This window comes from Achromobacter sp. DH1f (assembly GCF_000633435.1).
Classification (GTDB): Bacteria; Pseudomonadota; Gammaproteobacteria; order Burkholderiales; family Burkholderiaceae_B; genus Achromobacter; species Achromobacter deleyi.
Genome location: NZ_AYMF01000025.1, coordinates 96886 through 114082 on the forward strand (window position 1 = coordinate 96886; position 17197 = coordinate 114082).

General features: G+C 66.9%; 19 protein-coding genes. 9 read left to right on the forward strand and 10 right to left on the reverse strand.

The window, feature by feature from the left end:
• The 4 genes from U858_RS0121220 to U858_RS0121235 form a co-directional block, all read right to left on the reverse strand.
• A complete protein-coding gene (locus tag U858_RS0121220) occupies positions 1 to 606 on the reverse strand; it encodes an ATP-dependent Clp protease proteolytic subunit (protein WP_025139171.1) in 606 nt (201 codons plus the stop codon).
• A gap of 62 nt (positions 607 to 668) precedes the next feature.
• Positions 669 to 1025 (reverse strand): SRPBCC domain-containing protein, encoded by a 357-nt coding sequence (locus U858_RS0121225; RefSeq protein WP_025139172.1) that lies wholly within the window; start codon positions 1023 to 1025, stop codon positions 669 to 671.
• Positions 1022 to 1336, reverse strand: coding sequence for a helix-turn-helix transcriptional regulator (locus U858_RS0121230; RefSeq protein WP_025139173.1), 315 nt, complete (start codon positions 1334 to 1336; stop codon positions 1022 to 1024). The genes U858_RS0121225 and U858_RS0121230 overlap by 4 nt, the downstream gene beginning before the upstream one ends.
• 92 nt (positions 1337 to 1428) lie before the next feature.
• A complete protein-coding gene (locus U858_RS0121235) occupies positions 1429 to 2484 on the reverse strand; it encodes a sensor domain-containing diguanylate cyclase (RefSeq protein WP_025139174.1) in 1056 nt (351 codons plus the stop codon).
• A 181-nt stretch (positions 2485 to 2665) separates the two neighbouring features.
• Between U858_RS0121235 and U858_RS0121240 the strand changes: the two genes are divergently transcribed.
• From U858_RS0121240 to U858_RS0121255, 4 genes are all read left to right on the forward strand, one after another.
• Positions 2666 to 4513, forward strand: coding sequence for a methyl-accepting chemotaxis protein (locus tag U858_RS0121240; protein WP_025139175.1), 1848 nt, complete (start codon positions 2666 to 2668; stop codon positions 4511 to 4513).
• A 111-nt stretch (positions 4514 to 4624) separates the two neighbouring features.
• Complete coding sequence (locus U858_RS0121245) at positions 4625 to 5185, forward strand: CHRD domain-containing protein (RefSeq protein WP_157838836.1); 561 nt, start codon at positions 4625 to 4627, stop codon at positions 5183 to 5185.
• Positions 5186 to 5597: 412 nt separating this feature from the next.
• Positions 5598 to 6026 carry a tripartite tricarboxylate transporter TctB family protein gene (locus U858_RS0121250; protein WP_025139177.1) on the forward strand — a complete coding sequence of 143 codons (429 nt, stop codon included), beginning with the start codon at positions 5598 to 5600 and terminating at the stop codon, positions 6024 to 6026.
• Between the two features lie 13 nt (positions 6027 to 6039).
• Entirely contained in the window at positions 6040 to 7551 is a 1512-nt protein-coding gene (locus U858_RS0121255) for a tripartite tricarboxylate transporter permease (protein WP_025139178.1), read from the forward strand.
• A 66-nt stretch (positions 7552 to 7617) separates the two neighbouring features.
• Here U858_RS0121255 and U858_RS33860 read toward each other — a convergent pair whose 3' ends face one another.
• Entirely contained in the window at positions 7618 to 8022 is a 405-nt protein-coding gene (locus tag U858_RS33860) for a lysozyme inhibitor LprI family protein (RefSeq protein WP_157838837.1), read from the reverse strand.
• Between the two features lie 79 nt (positions 8023 to 8101).
• The gene (locus U858_RS0121265; RefSeq protein WP_025139180.1) at positions 8102 to 9292 is read right to left on the reverse strand and encodes an NAD(P)/FAD-dependent oxidoreductase; all 1191 of its coding nucleotides are present in this window, start codon (positions 9290 to 9292) and stop codon (positions 8102 to 8104) included.
• A 90-nt stretch (positions 9293 to 9382) separates the two neighbouring features.
• On the opposite strand from U858_RS0121265, the gene U858_RS0121270 reads away from it, so the two are divergent.
• Positions 9383 to 10207: a helix-turn-helix domain-containing protein gene (locus tag U858_RS0121270; protein WP_025139181.1), complete on the forward strand. Its 825-nt coding sequence runs from the start codon at positions 9383 to 9385 to the stop codon at positions 10205 to 10207.
• A gap of 24 nt (positions 10208 to 10231) precedes the next feature.
• Here U858_RS0121270 and U858_RS0121275 read toward each other — a convergent pair whose 3' ends face one another.
• Positions 10232 to 11398 carry a mandelate racemase/muconate lactonizing enzyme family protein gene (locus U858_RS0121275; RefSeq protein ID WP_025139182.1) on the reverse strand — a complete coding sequence of 389 codons (1167 nt, stop codon included), beginning with the start codon at positions 11396 to 11398 and terminating at the stop codon, positions 10232 to 10234.
• 155 nt (positions 11399 to 11553) lie between these two features.
• On the opposite strand from U858_RS0121275, the gene U858_RS0121280 reads away from it, so the two are divergent.
• Positions 11554 to 12465: a LysR family transcriptional regulator gene (locus U858_RS0121280; RefSeq protein ID WP_025139183.1), complete on the forward strand. Its 912-nt coding sequence runs from the start codon at positions 11554 to 11556 to the stop codon at positions 12463 to 12465.
• 5 nt (positions 12466 to 12470) lie between these two features.
• Here the strand turns inward: U858_RS0121280 and U858_RS0121285 are convergent, their stop codons facing one another.
• The 3 genes from U858_RS0121285 to U858_RS0121295 are packed head-to-tail and all read right to left on the reverse strand — an operon-like array spanning position 12471 to position 14135.
• Complete coding sequence (locus U858_RS0121285) at positions 12471 to 12821, reverse strand: DOPA 4,5-dioxygenase family protein (protein WP_025139184.1); 351 nt, start codon at positions 12819 to 12821, stop codon at positions 12471 to 12473.
• A 4-nt stretch (positions 12822 to 12825) separates the two neighbouring features.
• Positions 12826 to 13185: a translation initiation factor Sui1 gene (locus U858_RS0121290; protein ID WP_025139185.1), complete on the reverse strand. Its 360-nt coding sequence runs from the start codon at positions 13183 to 13185 to the stop codon at positions 12826 to 12828.
• A gap of 47 nt (positions 13186 to 13232) precedes the next feature.
• Positions 13233 to 14135, reverse strand: coding sequence for a LysR family transcriptional regulator (locus U858_RS0121295; protein ID WP_025139186.1), 903 nt, complete (start codon positions 14133 to 14135; stop codon positions 13233 to 13235).
• A gap of 101 nt (positions 14136 to 14236) precedes the next feature.
• On the opposite strand from U858_RS0121295, the gene dkgB reads away from it, so the two are divergent.
• From dkgB to U858_RS0121310, 3 genes are all read left to right on the forward strand, one after another.
• Positions 14237 to 15040, forward strand: coding sequence for a 2,5-didehydrogluconate reductase DkgB (gene dkgB, locus U858_RS0121300; protein ID WP_025139187.1), 804 nt, complete (start codon positions 14237 to 14239; stop codon positions 15038 to 15040).
• A 70-nt stretch (positions 15041 to 15110) separates the two neighbouring features.
• Positions 15111 to 16001, forward strand: coding sequence for an NAD-dependent epimerase/dehydratase family protein (locus U858_RS0121305; protein WP_025139188.1), 891 nt, complete (start codon positions 15111 to 15113; stop codon positions 15999 to 16001).
• A 133-nt stretch (positions 16002 to 16134) separates the two neighbouring features.
• On the forward strand, positions 16135 to 17184 hold the full coding sequence (locus U858_RS0121310) for an NADP(H)-dependent aldo-keto reductase (RefSeq protein WP_025139189.1): 1050 nt from the start codon (positions 16135 to 16137) through the stop codon (positions 17182 to 17184).
• Positions 17185 to 17197 lie beyond the last annotated feature (13 nt).

Consider the following 17197-nt stretch of genomic DNA (forward strand, 5'->3'; position numbering starts at 1 on the left):
TCAATTGCCCATCGTGCGCGGGTCCATCACGCGATCGATCAGGCCCCATTGCACGGCTTCCTCGGCGCTCAGGTAGCGGTCGCGGTCCAGGCTGCGCTCGACGTCTTCGTAGCTGCGTCCGCAGTGTTCGGCGTACAGCCGGATGATGCGCTGCTTGGTGCGCTGCATTTCCTCGGCATGGATCAGCATGTCGGACGCCTGCCCCTGAAAGCCGCCCAGCGGCTGGTGCACGTGCAGGCTGGCGTTGGCCAGCGCGGCGCGGTAGCCGGGTTCGCCTGCCATCAGCAGAAACGAGCCCATCGATCGCGCAGTGCCCATGCACAGCGTGTGCACCGGCGACTTGATGAACTGCATGGTGTCGTACATGGCCAGCCCGCTGGTGATGACGCCGCCGGGCGAGTTGATGTACAGGTGGATCGGCTTGCCGGGGTTCTCGGCTTCCAGGAACAGCAGCTGCGCGCACACCAGGGCCGACACGGCGTCGTTGACCTCGCCGGACAGGAAGATGATGCGTTCGCGCAGCAGGCGCGAGTAGATGTCGAAGGATCTTTCGCCGCGGCCGGACTGTTCCACGACCATCGGGACGAGCTGCATCGTGTCGCGCATGGGCGAGCTCCTGTCAGGCGGCCGCAGAACGGCCGCGCATTGAAAAACAAAAAAGGGTGGCGTCAGGCGGCCAGCTTGAACGCCTGCCAGGGGCCGTTGGCGGCCTGCGGCACGGGCCGCGCCAGCCGGGCGTCGTCGGGCGTGTGGATGATGGTGAGGCGGGTGCCGCCGTCGGCGGTGGGGTGCAGCTGGAAGGTCACCACGCTTTCCAGGCAGGGCGGCAACGTGTCGCGCAGGCGGTAGCGGACCTCGACGCCGGGCGTGGCGGCCAGCGGTTCGGCGTCGGCCAGGTCGCCGCCGGGCAGCCATTGATCGCGCAGCGCCGGGATGCTGAGGGCGCGCCAGACTTTTTCGGGCGGGGCGTCCAGCTCGTAGTCCAGCACCAGCGTCGTGTCCAGGTCGGGTTCCGTGGCGTTCATTGGTCCATGTCCTTGAGCAGCGTTTTCAACGCGTCGACCCGTGCCGGCCAGTAGGCGCGGTACTTGCCCAGCCAGCCGGCGAGCAGTGCCAGGCCGTCCGGGTCGACTTCATAGTTGACGAAGCGCCCCTGGCGTTCCTCGCGCACCAGCCGCGCCTGGCGCAATACCGCCAGGTGCTGCGAGATGGCGGGCTGGCTGATGGCCATGCCCTCGCGCAGCGCGCTGGCGTTCATGCTGCCTGCGGCGAGCTTGTCGAAGATCGCGCGGCGGGTCGGGTCGGCCAGGGCCTTGAAGACGTCATTTTCTTGCATGGCAACACATTAGCAAATGCTTATGTGTTGCGCAAGCCCCGAGTATCGGGGCGGTGGCGGCAGGAAGGTCCGGGGCCGGGCGAGATCCGGCGTCAGTGAATCGTGCGCGCCGCCTTGCGCGCCCGCTTGATCTCATACATGCGGGCATCCGCCAGCCGCACCGCTTCTTCGGCGGCCAGGCCGCGCGGGTCCAGCGCCACGACGCCGACGCTGGCGCCTTCGTAGGGCAGGGCGGTGTCGCCCAGCTGATAGCGCCCGACGGTGGCGGCGGCCGCGCGGTCTTCCAGCGAGCGGGCGGCTTCCTGGGCGTCGCCGCGTTCGGCGTCCTGGCCCGGGGCGGCATCGCCGCGCGCCAGTGCGGGCCCGGGGCCGATCAGCACGAACTCGTCGCCGCCCAGCCGGCCGACCATGTCCGAGGTGCGCACGGCCATGGCCAGGCGCCGCGCAATTTCCTGCAGGAAGACGTCGCCCTGCTGGTGGCCGTAGGTGTCGTTGATGCCCTTGAAACCGTCCAGGTCGACCACGCCCACCAGCACGCTGTCGCCATCGCGCAGCGCGCGGCTGCGCAGGCGGTCCAGTTCTTCGTAGAGCGCGCGGCGGTTGGGCAGGCCGGTCAGCGGGTCGGTCAGCGCGTAGGCCATCAGCTGCATATTGGCCTGGCGCAGTTCCGCGACCAGTTGTTCGCGTTCGATGAAATTGGCGATCACGCTGGAAAACAGCCGCAGGATGGATTCGGCCTGCGGCGCCACGGCCTGCTGGCGGGCGCTGGCGCCGCACAGCGTGCCCAGCAGCAGGCCGTCGTCGGTGCGGATGGGGGCGCTGACGTAGGTCTGGATGCCCAGTTGCCGCGCCGCGTCGGAATCGGGCCAGCAGGCGGCGACGTCGCTGGTGGCCATGCGGCCTTCGTCCAGCGCGCGCTTGCACAGCGTGTCGGACCACGGCACCGACAGGCCTTCGGGGATCTGCAAGGTGCCGACGTTGCGCGCGTAGCGCACGTGCTGCTGGTCGGCGTCCGGGTCGATCGACGTGAGGTAGGTGGATTCCAGGCCCGTGACGGCGCCCAGCATGTCGAGTAAGGGGCGGGTCAACTGCTCGACCGATTTGGCCGCCTGCAGCGACGCCGATAGTTCGGCAAGAATGGGGTCCAACGAAAGCTCCCTGGAAAACGCTGGCGTATCGCCGCCGGCCTGCGGCCGACGGTCGCACCATTATGCCTTGCCCCTAAAGTCCCATGTTGCACTGCCGTAAGCCAGGGTGACGCGGCCGCAAGCGCCGTGTACCTGGATACCCGTGCCCTCCGGCATGGGCAGTTGCAGTCAGAAGGCAAGCATGAAAATCACCTCGTTGCGCAACAGGATCCTGTTGATTACTTGCGTTACCGTCATCGGCGCGCTGGTGCTCTCGGGCATCGTCACGTACCAGATCGTGCGCGACAACATGATGGCCACCATCTCGGCCGACCTGGACGCCATCGCCGCCGGCAACGCCAGCGCCATCGAACGCTGGTCGGCCGACAAGGCCCAGGCCGTGACCGCCACCGCCGCCGTCGTCGAAAAGGGCGACCCGCGCGGCCTGGCCAAGCTGATGGGCGAGACCAACGGCTTTCCCATCACCACCATCGGCTGGTCGGACAAGAGCTATCTGTCGACCACGCAGACGGCCGCCGACTACGACCCCACGGCGCGCCCCTGGTACAAGAGCGCGGTGGCCGCGGGCAAGCTGACCGTGACCAAGCCTTATGGCGATTCGGGCACGGGCAAGCTGTACGTGGCCTTCACCACGCCCATGGTGCGTAGCGGCCAGACCGTCGGCGCCCTGAGCGGCGCCGTGCCGCTGGACGGCATCCAGGCCATCATCAAGGCCATCCGGCCCACGCCGTCCAGCATTGCATTCGTGCTGGCCGCCGATGGCCAGGTGATCTCGCACGTGGACGACAAGCTGGCATTGAAGCCGTCCACCGACGTGGCCGCCGAACTCACGCCCGCGGTTCTGGCCGGCATGGCGCATGACGGCGCGGCGCCGGTGGCGGTGACGCTGGCCGGCGTGCCCAAGTTGCTCAAGGCGCGCGCCATTCCGGGCACCGACTGGTTCCTGGTGATCGCGCTGGACCGGGCCGAGGCCACCGCCGGCCTCACGCAGGTGCTCAACGCCACGCTGGTGTCGGTGGTGGTGCTGACGCTGGTGGCCGTGCTGCTGGCCAGCGTGGTGACCTCGCGCGCGTTCAAGCGCCTGTCGGCGGTGCGCGACGCCATGGACACGATCGGCTCGGGCGACGGCGACATGACGCATCGCCTGGCGGTGGTGGGGCATGATGAAGTGGCGCAGATCTCGGCATCGTTCAACGCGTTTGTCGACAAGATCAGCCACGTCATGCTGGACGTGCGCACCGGCGTGCATTCCATGACCGCCGCCACCAGCGAAATCGAAATGGGCAACCGCGACCTGTCGCAGCGCACGGAAACGTCGGCCGGTTCCTTGCAGGAAACCTCGTCGGCGCTGACGCAGCTGACCTCCAGCGTGCGCCAGACGGAAGAGACCGCGGAACAGGCGACGCGCCTGGCCACCGAAGCCAGCTCGGCCGCCGAACGCGGCGGCCAGGTGGTGACGGACGCCGTCACGACGATGAGCGCGATCTCGCAATCGTCCGAGCGCATCACCGAGATCATCAGCGTGATCGACGGCATTGCCTTCCAGACCAACATCCTGGCGCTGAACGCCGCGGTGGAAGCGGCCCGCGCGGGCGAACAGGGCCGCGGCTTTGCGGTGGTGGCGGGCGAAGTGCGCACGCTGGCGCAACGCAGCGCGGCATCGGCGCAAGAGATCCGCGGCTTGATCCAGACCTCGGTGCAGAACGTCAAGAGCGGCACCGAACGCGTGCAGGCGGCCGGTGTGACCATGGGCGAGATCGTCGACGGCATTTCGCGCGTGCAGCGCCTGGTCAGCGAGATTCACGGCGCCATGGCCGAACAAAGCGTGGGCATCAGCCAGATCGACCGCGCCGTGTCGGACATGGACCAGGCCACGCAGCAGAACGCCGCGCTGGTGGAAGAGTCAGCCGCCGCCTCGGCCATGCTGAGCGATCAGGCGCGCGCCCTGGCCGGCACGGTGGCGCTGTTCAAGCTGCGCGACAATGTGCAGGCCGCCGGGCAGCCGCGCCTGGCCCTGGCGCACGCCTGACCGGCCGCCGTCTGCGCACGGCTGGCCCGCGCTACGATAGTCCCGCCGCAGTCCGGCGGGATTTTTTTCGCCTTCCTCTTCTTACCTTTTGGTCCTTAAAAAAGGATGCCCATGTTCAGCCGACGTCAGACCCTTCACGCATTGCTCAGGCTGGCCGCGGGCACGGCAGGGCTTGTCCTGGGGCGCGCCGCCTGGTCGGGCGGCTTCGGCGTGGCGCCGTCTGCATCCGAACGCGGCGCGTCGACCCAGGCGGGGGGCGCAGCGCCACGGCCCGAGTTCATGTTCTTCGATGCCTCGATCGATGCCTCGAACGTGGTGCCGCCGGTCAAGGCCCCGGCGGGCGGCTCGATGCGCGCCACGCTGTACACCGCCACCGGCGTGTTGGAATGGCGCGTGACGCTGGCGCGCATGACCGGGCCTGAAACGCAGGCGGCCTTTCACGGCCCCGCGACCGAACGCGAGAACGCGCCCGCCGTCATCGTGTTGCCGCCCTTCGTGCTGGAAGAAGACCGTGGCGCGCGTGAATTGCAGGGCCGCAGCACGTTGACCCCGGCGCAGATCGAAGACTTGATCGCCGAGCGCTGGTATGTCAGCGCATCCACCGCGGCGCATCCCGATGGCGAATTGCGCGGGCAGATCAAGACCTATCGGGGCGGGGTGCACGGCGGCTGATCGCACCGCTTTTCAGCACCGCTTTTCAGCACCGCTTTCCCACCGGGTTTTTCGCCCGGGTTTCCATCCCATGTTTCCCCTCTCGCTGGCGTTGTCCGCAGCGTCGGATCGGCCTGCGCGCGCAGTTTTTATCTTGCTGAAAATGGGGTCGTGCCTGACGGCTTCCTGAATTTTTACATGCATTCAGAAAACAGTCAGCTTCATGTCACGCGACCTACGGGAAAGCGATAAGTGTTTGGCGCGTTCCGGCGCAAAAAGCGAAAGCAGATTGGAAGTGTCGATCTCTACTATCTGCCGAACTCGTCCGCAGCACCGAAATTTTCAGCGGGAAGACAGGCGAGCAAAGCTGGCCGGTGTGAGAACCGGGCAGAAAAAATAAGCAAAAAATGCATCGCCTGGGAGGGCGTGTCTTATGTATCTAAGCAATAGAAACTTCGTCGCGGGGCTCTTCATGATCGCCTTCGCTTTGTTGTTCGGATTGGCGGCCACGAAATATCAATTGGGGACGTTCAGCCGATCCGGACCGGGCTTGTTCCCGTTGATGGTCAGTTCGCTGTTGGGGGTGATCGGCCTGATCACCGTGCTGCGCTCGCGCTTCGTGCCGCCGGTGCCGCTCAGCTACAGCTTCAAGAACATCGCGATCATCATGCTCAGCCTGTGCGGCTTTGCGGTGGTGTCCGGTTTCATCAACATGATCGTCGGCATCATCTTCCTGGTGTTCTGCTCGACGCTGGCTGGCACCTCGTATTCGGTGGTGCGCAACATCAAGATTTCCCTGGGCCTGATCGCGGTGGCATTCGCTTTCCGGAATCTGCTCGGCCTTAACCTGCCCTTGTTCTGATAGAGCGACATCCATGGAAATCCTGAACAACCTCGCGTTCGGTTTCGAACACGCGCTGACGCTGCAGAACCTGATGTACTGCGCCATCGGTTGCGTGGTCGGCACCCTGGTCGGCCTGCTGCCGGGCCTGGGCCCGCTGTCCACCATCAGCCTGCTGTTGCCGCTGACCTATTCCATTCCCACCGGCGGCGCGCTCATCATGCTGGCCGGCATCTATTACGGCGCCCAATACGGCGATAGTGTCAGCGCCATCACCATGAAGATCCCGCATGCCAGCAGTATCGTGGCGTGTATCGACGGCTACCAGATGAACCTGAAGGGCAAGACCGGCCTGGCCTTGTTCACCGCGGGCGTCTCCAGCTTCATCGGCGGCACGGTTGCGATCGTGGTGCTGTCGACGATGGCGCCGGCGCTGGGCGAAGTGGGCCTGCTGTTCGGTCCGGCCGACTACTGCGCGCTGATGCTGCTGGGCTTTTTCTGCGTCAGCTTCGTCAGCAGCGGCAGCCTGCTCAACGGCCTGGCCATGGCCATGATCGGCATCCTGCTGGGCGTGATCGGCACCGACGTGAACAGCGGCGTGGCGCGCTACACGATGGACCTGGCCTTCCTGCAGGACGGCGTGGGGCTGATCAGCATCGCGCTGGGCTGCTTCGGTATCGCCGAAATCGTCAAGAACCTGGACAACCGCAATACGCTGACGCCGTTCAACGGCAAGATCAAGCTGATTCCGACGTGGCCCGAGTTCAAGCGCATCATCCCCAGCGCGTTGCGCGGCAGCGTGGTCGGTTCGGTGCTGGGCATCCTGCCCGGCGGCGGCCCCACCATCGCGCAGTTCGCCGCCTATGCCGCTGACAAGCGCTTCAGCAAGTATCGCGACGAAATCGGTAGCGGCGCCATCGAAGGCGTGGCCGGTCAAGCCGCCGCCGACGAAGCGGCCGCTCGCACCAGCTTCATTCCGCTGATGGCCATTGGCATCCCCGAAAACGCCGTCATGGCGCTGATGCTGGCCGCATTCATCGTCAAGGGCATCCAGCCCGGCCCCAACATGATCGCCACCCACCCGGACCTGTTCTGGGGCCTGGTGGCCAGCATGTGGGTGGGCAACTGCTTCCTGCTGATCCTGAACGTGCCGCTGGTGCGCTACTGGCTGTCGGTGTTCAAGATCCCGTACACGGTGCTGTTCCCGGCGATCCTGTTCTTCTGCTGCATCGGCACGTTCAGCATCAACAACAACCTGGACGACATCTACATCACGGCGATCTTCGGCCTGATCGGCTACCTGTTCCTGCGCCTGGGCATGGAAGCGGCGCCGTTGATGCTGGGCTTCATCCTGGGCCCGATGCTGGAAGAGAACTTCCGTCGCGCCATGCTGCTCAGCCGCGGCGAGTTCGGTACGTTCTTCTCGCGTCCGATCAGCGGCACGCTGCTGGGCCTGATCGGCGCCGCGGTGGTGTGGCAGCTGGTGGTGTTCCTGCGCAAGGCGCGCAAAGCCCCGGCGCTGGCCCCGCAGACCGCCGACCATTGAGGCCGCATGGCCCTGTCGACCCGGCTTGCCGGGTGGACAGGGCCAGACGGATTGCCCTGGCACGTGCTAGGGCAGATAGGCCTGCCACTCCTGCAACTGCCCGGTTCGCTGTTGCGTTCTCTTGAGCAGGCAGGCCATCTGGTCTGCGTTGCGTCCGGTCCCGGCCTGGTTGACCCCGTACCAGGCATCGCACTCGCTATCCCGAAAACGCACCCACTGCCGTTGGGCCTGGGTGAATTTCGTTTTCAGCGCGGGGTAGTCGATATCCTCGGTGCGAGGCTGCGACAGCCGTTTCAGCACCTGCTGGTAGACCTTGTTGAGATCACCATCGGCCGCCTCGTAGGCGGCCTGTGCCCGCATGTCGGTACAGATGGGCGAGTAGTCGTCCGCCTTGCAGTCCTGCGCCTGCGCGCTGGACGACGCGGCCAGGACGAGCGCGGCAAAGACGCAACGGCGAAGTGTTGAACGCATGCGCATAGGGGCCGTGGGGTGGGGGGAATGCCGAATGGCAACCTCAAGCCGCCGATTATCGTCCATCCGGCCCGGCGGGTCAGCGACCCATGATGCGGGCGGCGGCCAGCGCCGATTGGCGTACGGCGGCATCCCCACGTTGGCGCAGATCCGCTTCATAGCGTTGCAAGGCCTGCCCCGGCGGCAGGCCTTGTCGCGTCTGCGCCAACAAGGTGGCCAGCGATTGCGCGTCGGCCAGGGCCGTGTTCGCGCCCAGTCCGCCTGCCGGGCTCATCGCGTGCACGGCGTCGCCCAGGAAGGTCAGGCCGGGTTGCGTCCAGCGGGGCAGGGCGGGGGCGCTGTAGACGGTTTTCAAGGCGATGCCGGCCGGATCGCTGGCGGCCACCATGGCGGCCAGCGCGGGGTGCACCGGGGCCAGCAGGCGTTCGGCGGCGCGTTGCCAGCGTTGGCCCGCCTGGGCATCGTGCGGGGCCGCGTCGATGTCACGCCAGACCGCGTCCGTGCCCAGCACGGCGGCCCGTTCGCCGATGACGGCCCAGTACTGGTAGGACGGTATGTCGCTGAGCGGGCCGGCGGCGCACTGTCGCGCAAGCGGCGGCAGCGCCGGCAGTTGCATGGCGTCCAGCACCAGCGCGTAGCCTGGGCCGAACACCACGCCCGCGCCGGCTTGCAAGTCCGCAGGCAGATCGTTGCGTGCCAGGCAGTCCGCCGGCGCCACGCCGAAGATCGTGACGGTGCCGGTGTCCTCAGGCTGGGCCTGCGGCAGATGCTGGCGCCGCAACACGGAATGCACGCCGTCGGCGGCCACGACGAGCGTGTCGGTCCGCATGGGCAGGCCATCCAGGTGCAAGCCCGCCGCGTCCAGGCCGACCACCTTGCGGTCGAAATGCACGCGTGTTTCAAGCCCGGACAACAGGATCTCCCGCAGCGTCTGCCGGTGCGCCGAGCGGTCGGGCACGGCGCCGTCGTCCAGCTGCCAGGTGCCGGCTGCCCGTTGCGGCAGCGCTTGCAAGCGGGCGTCCAGCATGGGGCCGGGATGGTCATGGGCCGAGCAGCTTTGCAGGAACAGGGTATTCAATGCGGGCGGCAGGCAGTGCGCCAGCGCCGCCTGGCCGGTGGCGTCGATGCGCAGGCGGTAGCCCTGCACGCGACTGTCGGTGCGCGCATCGCGTTCGTAGACGTCGACGTCGATGCCGGCGCGCGCCAGGCCCTGCGCCAGGCACAGGCCACCCAGGCCGGCGCCGATGATGGAAACATGGAGATTCTGCATAATGCTCTCGAAGAAAGCCGGATCGACCGGTACCCTTGCAGCTTGCGCGCAAGCGGTCTTGCGCCGGTAATGCCGGTGCGCCAACAAACCATGCAAACCCGACAGCCCGATTCCCCGCCCTGCCCCGACTACAGCGAACTGCTGGACGGCCCGGCGCTGTGCGTGTTTCACGGCGCGGATGCGCCGGGCAACGAATTCCGCCTGGGCTCGCGCGACTACGACTGGCATGCGCACGCGCGCGGCCAGTTGTTCGGGGTGGACAGCGGCTCGATGCAGGTGCGCACCGAGGCGGGGGCATGGCTGTTGCCGCCGCAACGGGCGGGCTGGATTCCGCCTGGCCAGCGGCACCAGGTCAGCGTGGCGGACGCGGCCGGCGGCTGGGTTGCGCTGGTGCATCCCGAGGCCGCCGCCCGCCTGCCGGTCGCGCCGTGCGTGCTGGGGGTGGGCAGCCTGCTGCGCGCCATGGTGCGGCGCGCGGGCGATTGGCCGGACAAGCTGTCGCTGGATGCGGCGCAGTCGCGGTTCGCGGCGGTGTTGCTGGACGAGATCGAAGCCGCGCCGCAAGAACCCCTGCACCTGCCGTGGCCGCGCGATCGGCGCCTGGCCCGCCTGGCGCAGGCCCTGGCCGACGACCCCGCCGACAATCGCTCGTTGGACGCGCTTGCCGTGCAAGCGGGCCTCGCGCCCCGCACGGCGCAGCGCCTGTTCGCCGACGAAACCGGCCTGGGCTTTGCGCAATGGCGCCAGCAGTTGCGCTTGATCCACGCGCTGGAACGGCTCAGCGCCGGCCAGCCGGTGGCGCAGGTGGCCGACGCGCTGGGTTACGCCACGCCCAGCAATTTCATCGCCATGTTCAAGCGTGCTTACGGCATGACGCCGGGCCGCTATCTGCAAGGGGCGGCGGGCCAGGACTAGCCCGGGCCGCGTTGAGGCAGGCCCTTATTCCGCCAGCTTGTGCATTTCGGCGATCAGGTCTGACTTGCCCTCGAAGCCGATGCCGGGCAATTCCGGGAGCGTGACGTAGCCGTTGTCGACCCGCACGTCATCGGGAAAGCCGCCATATGGCTGGAACAGGTCGGGGTAGGATTCGTTGCCGCCCAGCCCCAGGCCGGCCGCGATGTTCAGCGACATCTGGTGGCCGCCATGCGGAATGCAGCGGCTGGCCGACCAGCCATGCTGGCGCAGCATGTCCAGCGTGCGCAGGTATTCCACCAGGCCGTAGCTGAGCGCGCAGTCGAATTGCAGCCAGTCACGGTCGGGGCGCATGCCGCCGTAGCGGATCAGGTTGCGCGCGTCCTGCATCGAAAAGAGGTTTTCGCCCGTGGCCATCGGCTTGTCGTAGTAGTTGCGCAAGGTGGCCTGCAGTTCGAAATCCAGCGGGTCGCCGGCTTCCTCGTACCAGAAGAGATCGTACTGCGACAACGCCTTGGCGTACTGGATGGCGGTGTCCAGGTCGAAGCGGCCATTGGCGTCGACCGCCAGCTTGCGGCCGTCGCCCAGCACGCTCAGGATCGAATCGATGCGGCGCAGGTCTTCGTCCAGCGAGGCGCCGCCGATCTTCTTCTTGACCACGGTGTAGCCGCGGTCGACGTAGCTGCGCATTTCGTCCTTGAGCTTGGCGTGGTCCTGTCCCGGGTAGTAGTAGCCCCCGGCCGCGTAGACGAACACGCGGCGGTCGGGTTGGCCGTTGCCATAGCGTTCGGCCAGCAGCTGGAACAGGGGCTTGCCTTCGATCTTGGCCACCGCGTCCCACACCGCCATGTCCAGCGTGCCGATGGCCACCGAGCGTTCGCCGTGGCCGCCGGGTTTTTCGTTGGTGTACATCGTGTTCCAGATGCGGTGCGGATCCAGGTTGTCGCCCGCGTCGTTCAACAGGCTGGCGGGGTCCGCTTCCAGCAGGCGGGGAATGAAGCGTTCGCGCATCAGCATGCCCTGGCCATAGCGGCCATTGGAATTGAAGCCGTAGCCGATCACGCGCTTGCCGTTGCGCACCACATCGGTCACCACCGCCACCAGGCTCAGCGTCATCTTGCTGAAATCGATGTAGGCGTTGCGGATGGGCGAACTGATGGGAACGGTCTTCTCGCGAATCTCGATGATTTTCATGCTGTCTCCTGGGCCGGGCGGCGGATGGGGAAAATCGTAGATTATTCGCGTCGACTCGCCTTATGATTCGCTGGAAATCACATCTTTATTAACTTTAAGTGAATAAAGCCGCGCCAGGCATCGGCTGCGGTCGCGCCTTCGGGCAAGGGCTTTCCATGAACCACGACCTGGCGTCTTCGCTGGAATTCTTCGTGCTGCTGGCCCGCCACGGCAATCTGTCGGCGGTGGCGCGCATGCTCGACCTGACCCCGCCCGCCGCCACCAAGCGCTTGGCCCAGCTCGAAGCGCGGCTGGGCGTGCGGCTGGTGAACCGCACCACGCGCAGCATCAGCCTCACACCCGAAGGCGAAACCTACCTGCACTACGCCACGCGCATCCTGGCCGATGTGCGCGAGATGGAAGACGTGGTGTCGTCCAGCCGCTCGGTGCCCAAGGGCCTGCTGCGCATCAATGCCACGCTGGGCTTTGGCCGCACGGCCATTGCGCCCATCGTGTCCGAGTTTGCCGCGCGCCATCCGCAGGTCGAGGTGCAGCTGGACGTCACCGACCGGCCCATTGACCTGGTCGAAAGCGGGGTGGACCTGGGCATCCGTTTCGGCGCCTTGCCCGACCAGCGCCTGGTGGCCCGGCGCGTCCTGTCGAACCGGCGCTTCCTGTGCGCGGCGCCGCGCTACCTGGCGCAGCATGGCGAACCCGCCAGCCTGAAAGACCTGGAACGGCACCAGTGCATCATCCACCGCCAGAACGAAGATGCCTATGGCGTATGGCGCTTCACGCATGACGGCCGCGCCGACACGGTGAAGGTGCGCGGCGCGCTGTCCAGCAACGACGGCGACATCGTGCTGAACTGGGCGCTGGACGGCCACGGCATTTTGATCCGTTCGGAATGGGACCTGGCCAAGTACCTGGAAAGCGGCCGGCTTCGCGTGGTGCTGCCTGATTTCATCCTGCCGTCGGCGGACCTGTTCGTGTACTACCCCAGCAAGCGCAACCTGTCGGCGCGCACACGCGCGTTCATCGATTTCCTGATGGCGCGGTTCGAGGCGCCGGCATCGCCAGCCGCCTAGCGACGTCAGCCGCCCAGCGCCGCCAGGTTCAACACATGGCTATGCCCGATCCATACGGCGCAGTCGCGGTGGTCGCGCAGTGACTGGCCGGTATTGGGGTGCAGAAACACGTCCAGCGCGCCGTGGTTCAGCGTCAGCCATGTCATCACCTGATGCAGCGCGGGCGGCGCGAACGCGATCTGGTAGCTCCATTGCGGATGCGGGCCGACCGGGCGCTCATGGAAGCGGCCCATGTCGACCGTGTCGCCGAAGTGCGCGATGACCTGTTCGCGCAGGGCCCAGGCCGCGTCGCGGCTGTCGGCGTTGAAATAGACGTGGGCGTGCCAGCTGTCGACGAGTTCGGGGTTCAGGGTCATGGCGTCAGCCTCCGGCGCGTTTGGCGCGGTGGCCCAGTTTGTTGAGTGCGTCCAGGATGCGGTCGCAGTGGTCGCCCTGGACTTCGATGATGCCGTCCTTGACGGTGCCGCCCGAGCCGCAGGCGGTGCGCAATTGCTTGCCCAGCGCAGCGAGCGCGTCGGTGTCCAGCGGCAGGCCTTTCACCACGGTCACGGCCTTGCCGCCGCGGCCCTTGGTTTCCCGCATGACGCGCACGCCGCCGGGGGCCGGGGCAGGGCGCGCTGGCGCCTGGCATTGGCAATCGGCAAGCGGGCGCCGGCAATCCGGGCACATCCGGCCGCCGTCGGTGGAATAGACGAGTCCGCCTTTGGAGCTGTTCTTCATGGTGTTGCGCGGTGTTGCGGGTTCAAGCGGCCATTATGCCGCACCGCCTACTCATCAAAGCCGCGCGGGCCCAGGGTTTCGGTCAGGTAGTCGATGAACGACTTGATGCGCGACGAGATCGCGGTGTTGCGGTAGTAGACCGCGTTGATCGGCTGGCGCACGTCCAGCGTCTGGCGCGCAAACAGCTGCTGCAAGGCGCCCGACTGGCGGTCGGCGCGAGTCATGAAGTCGGACAGGCAGACGATGCCGGCGCCGTGCAGCGCCAGTTGCCGCAGGGTTTCGCCGCTGTGCGAGCGGATGGCGGGCTGGATGTGCAAGGGTTCGCCGGTGCTGTCGGCCAGCGGCCATTGGTTCAGCGCTTCCAGCTGCGAGAAGCCCAGCAGCGTGTGGGCCTGCAGGTCGTCGATGCGCTTGGGCGTGCCATGCGCGGCCAGGTAGTCGGGGCTGGCCAGCACCCGCACGCGGCTGCGGCCGATGGGCACCGCGTGCAGCGACGAATCCTTCAGGCTGCCGATGCGCAGCGCCAGGTCGGTACGGCGTTCGAGCAGGTCGATGTTGCCTTCGTTGCTGTTCAGTTCCAGTTCGACCTTGGGATAGCGCGCGCGGTAGCCCGGCACCAGCGGCACGATGACGTGCAGCATGAAGGGCGAGGCCGCATCGACGCGCAGGCGGCCGGCCGGCTGGTTGCGGCGCGCGGTCATCAGTTCTTCGGTTTCCTCGACGGCGGCGATGATCTTCCTGGCCTGCTCCAGGTAGGCGCGGCCCTCTTCGGTCAGTTCCAGCCGGCGGGTGGTGCGGCGCATCAGCGTGGTCTGCAGCTTTTCCTCCAGGCGGCTCATGGTGCGGCTGGTGGCGGAAATGGTCTGCTGCAGCGCATCGGCGGCGGCGGTGATCGAGCCGCTGTCCACGATGGCGATAAAGACCTGCATTTCGTCGAGTGTCGTCTTCATATTTGACGTTATATCAAAAGTATTTCGCCGATACAGGGCTTATTCCGCAAGTATCGCGCAGGCACACTGAACCCATTCCAACACTTATCCGGAGTTTTTACATGAGCATTCCGTCTTTTGGCGTGGGTACCTTCCGCCTGCAGGGCCAGGTCGTCATCGATTCGGTGCGCAACGCGCTGGACGTGGGCTACCGCGCCGTCGATACCGCCCAGATCTATGAAAACGAAGCCGAGGTCGGCCAGGCCATCGAGGCCAGCGGCGTGGCCCGTGGCGACCTGTTCCTGACCACCAAGATCTGGGTGCCCAACTATAGCCGCGCGAAACTGGTGCCCAGCCTGAAGGAAAGCCTGGCCAAGCTGCGCACCGACTACGTCGACCTGACCTTGATCCATTGGCCCGCGCCCGGCAACGGCGTGTCCGTGGCCGAATTCATGGCCGCGCTGGCCGATGCCCGCGAACAGGGCCTGACGCGCCAGATCGGCATTTCCAACTTCCCCATTGCCGAAACCCGCGAGGCCATCGCCGCGGTGGGCAAGGACGCCATCGCCACCAACCAGATCGAACTGAGCCCGTACCTGCAAAGCCCCACGCTGGTGAGCTTCCTGCAGGAGCAGGGCATTCACATCACCTCGTACATGACCCTGGCCTACGGCAAGGTGCTCAAGGACCCGGTGATCGGCCAGATCGCGCAGCGCCACAACGCCACGCCGGCCCAGGTGGCCCTGGCCTGGGCGTTGCAGCGCGGCTTTGCCGTGATTCCGTCGTCGACCAAGCGCGACAACCTGGCCAGCAACCTGCTGGCCCGCGACCTGCGCCTGACCGAGGACGACATGGCGCAGATCGCCGCGCTGGATCGCAACGGCCGCGAAGTCAGCCCCGACGGCCTGGCCGCCGCCTGGGATTGATATCCGCCACGATCGAACCCCCGCGTCCTCGGGCCTGGCCCCGGACGCGGCACGCAAGGAGCAACGCATCATGAAGCTATTCATCACAGGCGCCAGCGGTTTCATCGGCGGCGCCGTCGCGGCCTCGATGGTCCGCGCCGGCCATCAGGTCCGCGGCCTGATCCGCAACCCGGACCGCGCGGACGAACTGCGCCGATTCGGCATCGAACCCGTGCTGGGCACGCTGGACGACGCCGCACTGCTCAAGGCCGAAGCGCAGGCCGCCGACGCCGTCATCAACGCGGCCAGCAGCGACCACCGCGGCGCGGTCGAAGCGCTGCTGGCCGGACTGGCCGGCAGCGGCAAGGCGTTCATCCACACCAGCGGCAGCAGCCTCGTCAGCGACGATGCGCTGGGCGAGCCGGGGGACGCGGTGTTCGACGAAACCACGCCGGTCGAACCGGTGCCCGGCAAGGTGGCGCGCATTGCCATCAACGACCTTATCCTGGGCGCCGTGCCGGGCGTGCGCAGCGTGGTGCTGTGCCACAGCCTGATCTATGGTTCTACCGATGCGCCGCGCGCGCAGAGCGTGCAGATTCCGCCGCTGGTGGCGCAGGCCCGCGAAAGCGGCATCGCGCGCCACGTGGGCCGGGGCCTGAACCGCTGGTCCAACGTGCACATTGCGGACGTGGCCGAGCTGTACCACCTGGCGCTGGCTCAAGCGCCGGCGGGCAGCTTCTATTTTGTCGAGAACGGCGAAACGGCCTTTGTCGACCTGGTGGGCGCCATTGCCCAGGCTCTGAAGCTGGGGCCGGCCCAGGCGTGGGACCCCGTTCAGGCGGTGGCGTACTGGGGGCAGGACCTGGGCGCCTATGCCCTGGGTTCCAACAGCCGGGTCCGGTCGGGCAAGGCGCGCCGCGAACTGGGGTGGGCGCCGCGCCACGGCGACGTGATCGCCTGGGTGCGCGACGCCATCGCGTAAGGCGGGGCGCGCCCCATGCCTGGCGCTGCGGCCGTCCACGGGATGGCCCAACGGCCGGCCGCCGTCAGCAAAACGCCAACCGAGTTGCGGTAAGGTAACCGTTCCCCTTCAGTGACACCGCACGGAGCAGAACTTGAAATACCGCAAACTCGGCCGTACCGACCTGGACGTCAGCCTGATCGGCCTGGGCACCATGACCTGGGGCGAGCAGAATACCGAGGCCGAAGCCCACCAGCAGCTGGATTACGCGCTGGAGCGCGGCATCAACCTGGTCGACGTGGCCGAGATGTATCCCGTGCCGCCCAAGCCCGAAACCCAGGGCCTGACCGAAACCTATATCGGCACGTGGCTGGCGCGCAGCAAGCGCCGCCAGGACATCGTGCTGGCCAGCAAGGTGGCCGGCCCGGTGCGCGACCCCAAGCGCCCCGGCCACATCCGCGACGGCAAGACCTTCCTGGACCGCAAGAACCTGACCGAAGCGCTGGACGCCAGCCTGAAGCGCCTGCAGACGGACTACCTGGACCTGTACCAGCTGCATTGGCCCGACCGCACCACCGCGACCTTCGGCCAGCTGTCGTACCCGTGGGTCAAGGACGACCACACCGTGCCGATCGAAGAAACCCTGTCGGTCCTGCAGGATTTCGTGCGCGCCGGCAAAGTGCGCCACGTGGGCGTGTCCAACGAAACGCCGTGGGGCGTGTCGCAATTCCTGAAGGCGTCCGACAACCTGGGCCTGCCGCGCATCGCGTCCATTCAAAACGCCTACAGCCTGCTCAACCGCGTGTATGAAATCGGCCTTTCCGAATTCACCCACCACGAAGGCGTGGGCCTGTTGGCCTATTCGCCGCTGGCAATGGGCATGCTGTGCGGCAAGTATCTGGACGGCGCCCGTCCGGCCAATGCGCGCCTGACGCTGTACACGCGCTTCACGCGCTACAGCAACCCGCAGGCCGAGGCCGCCACCCGCGAATACGTCGAACTGGCGCGCCAGCACGGCGTGTCGCCTACGCATCTGGCCCTGGCCTGGGTCAACCAGCGCCCGTTCGTCACCAGCAACCTGATCGGCGCCACCAACCTGGAGCAATTGAAGGAAAATATCGACAGCGTCGACGTGGAACTGTCCGCCGACGTGCAGAAGGCCATTGACCAGATCCACGTGCGCCACCCGAATCCGGCGCCCTGATCCCGCCGCGCGG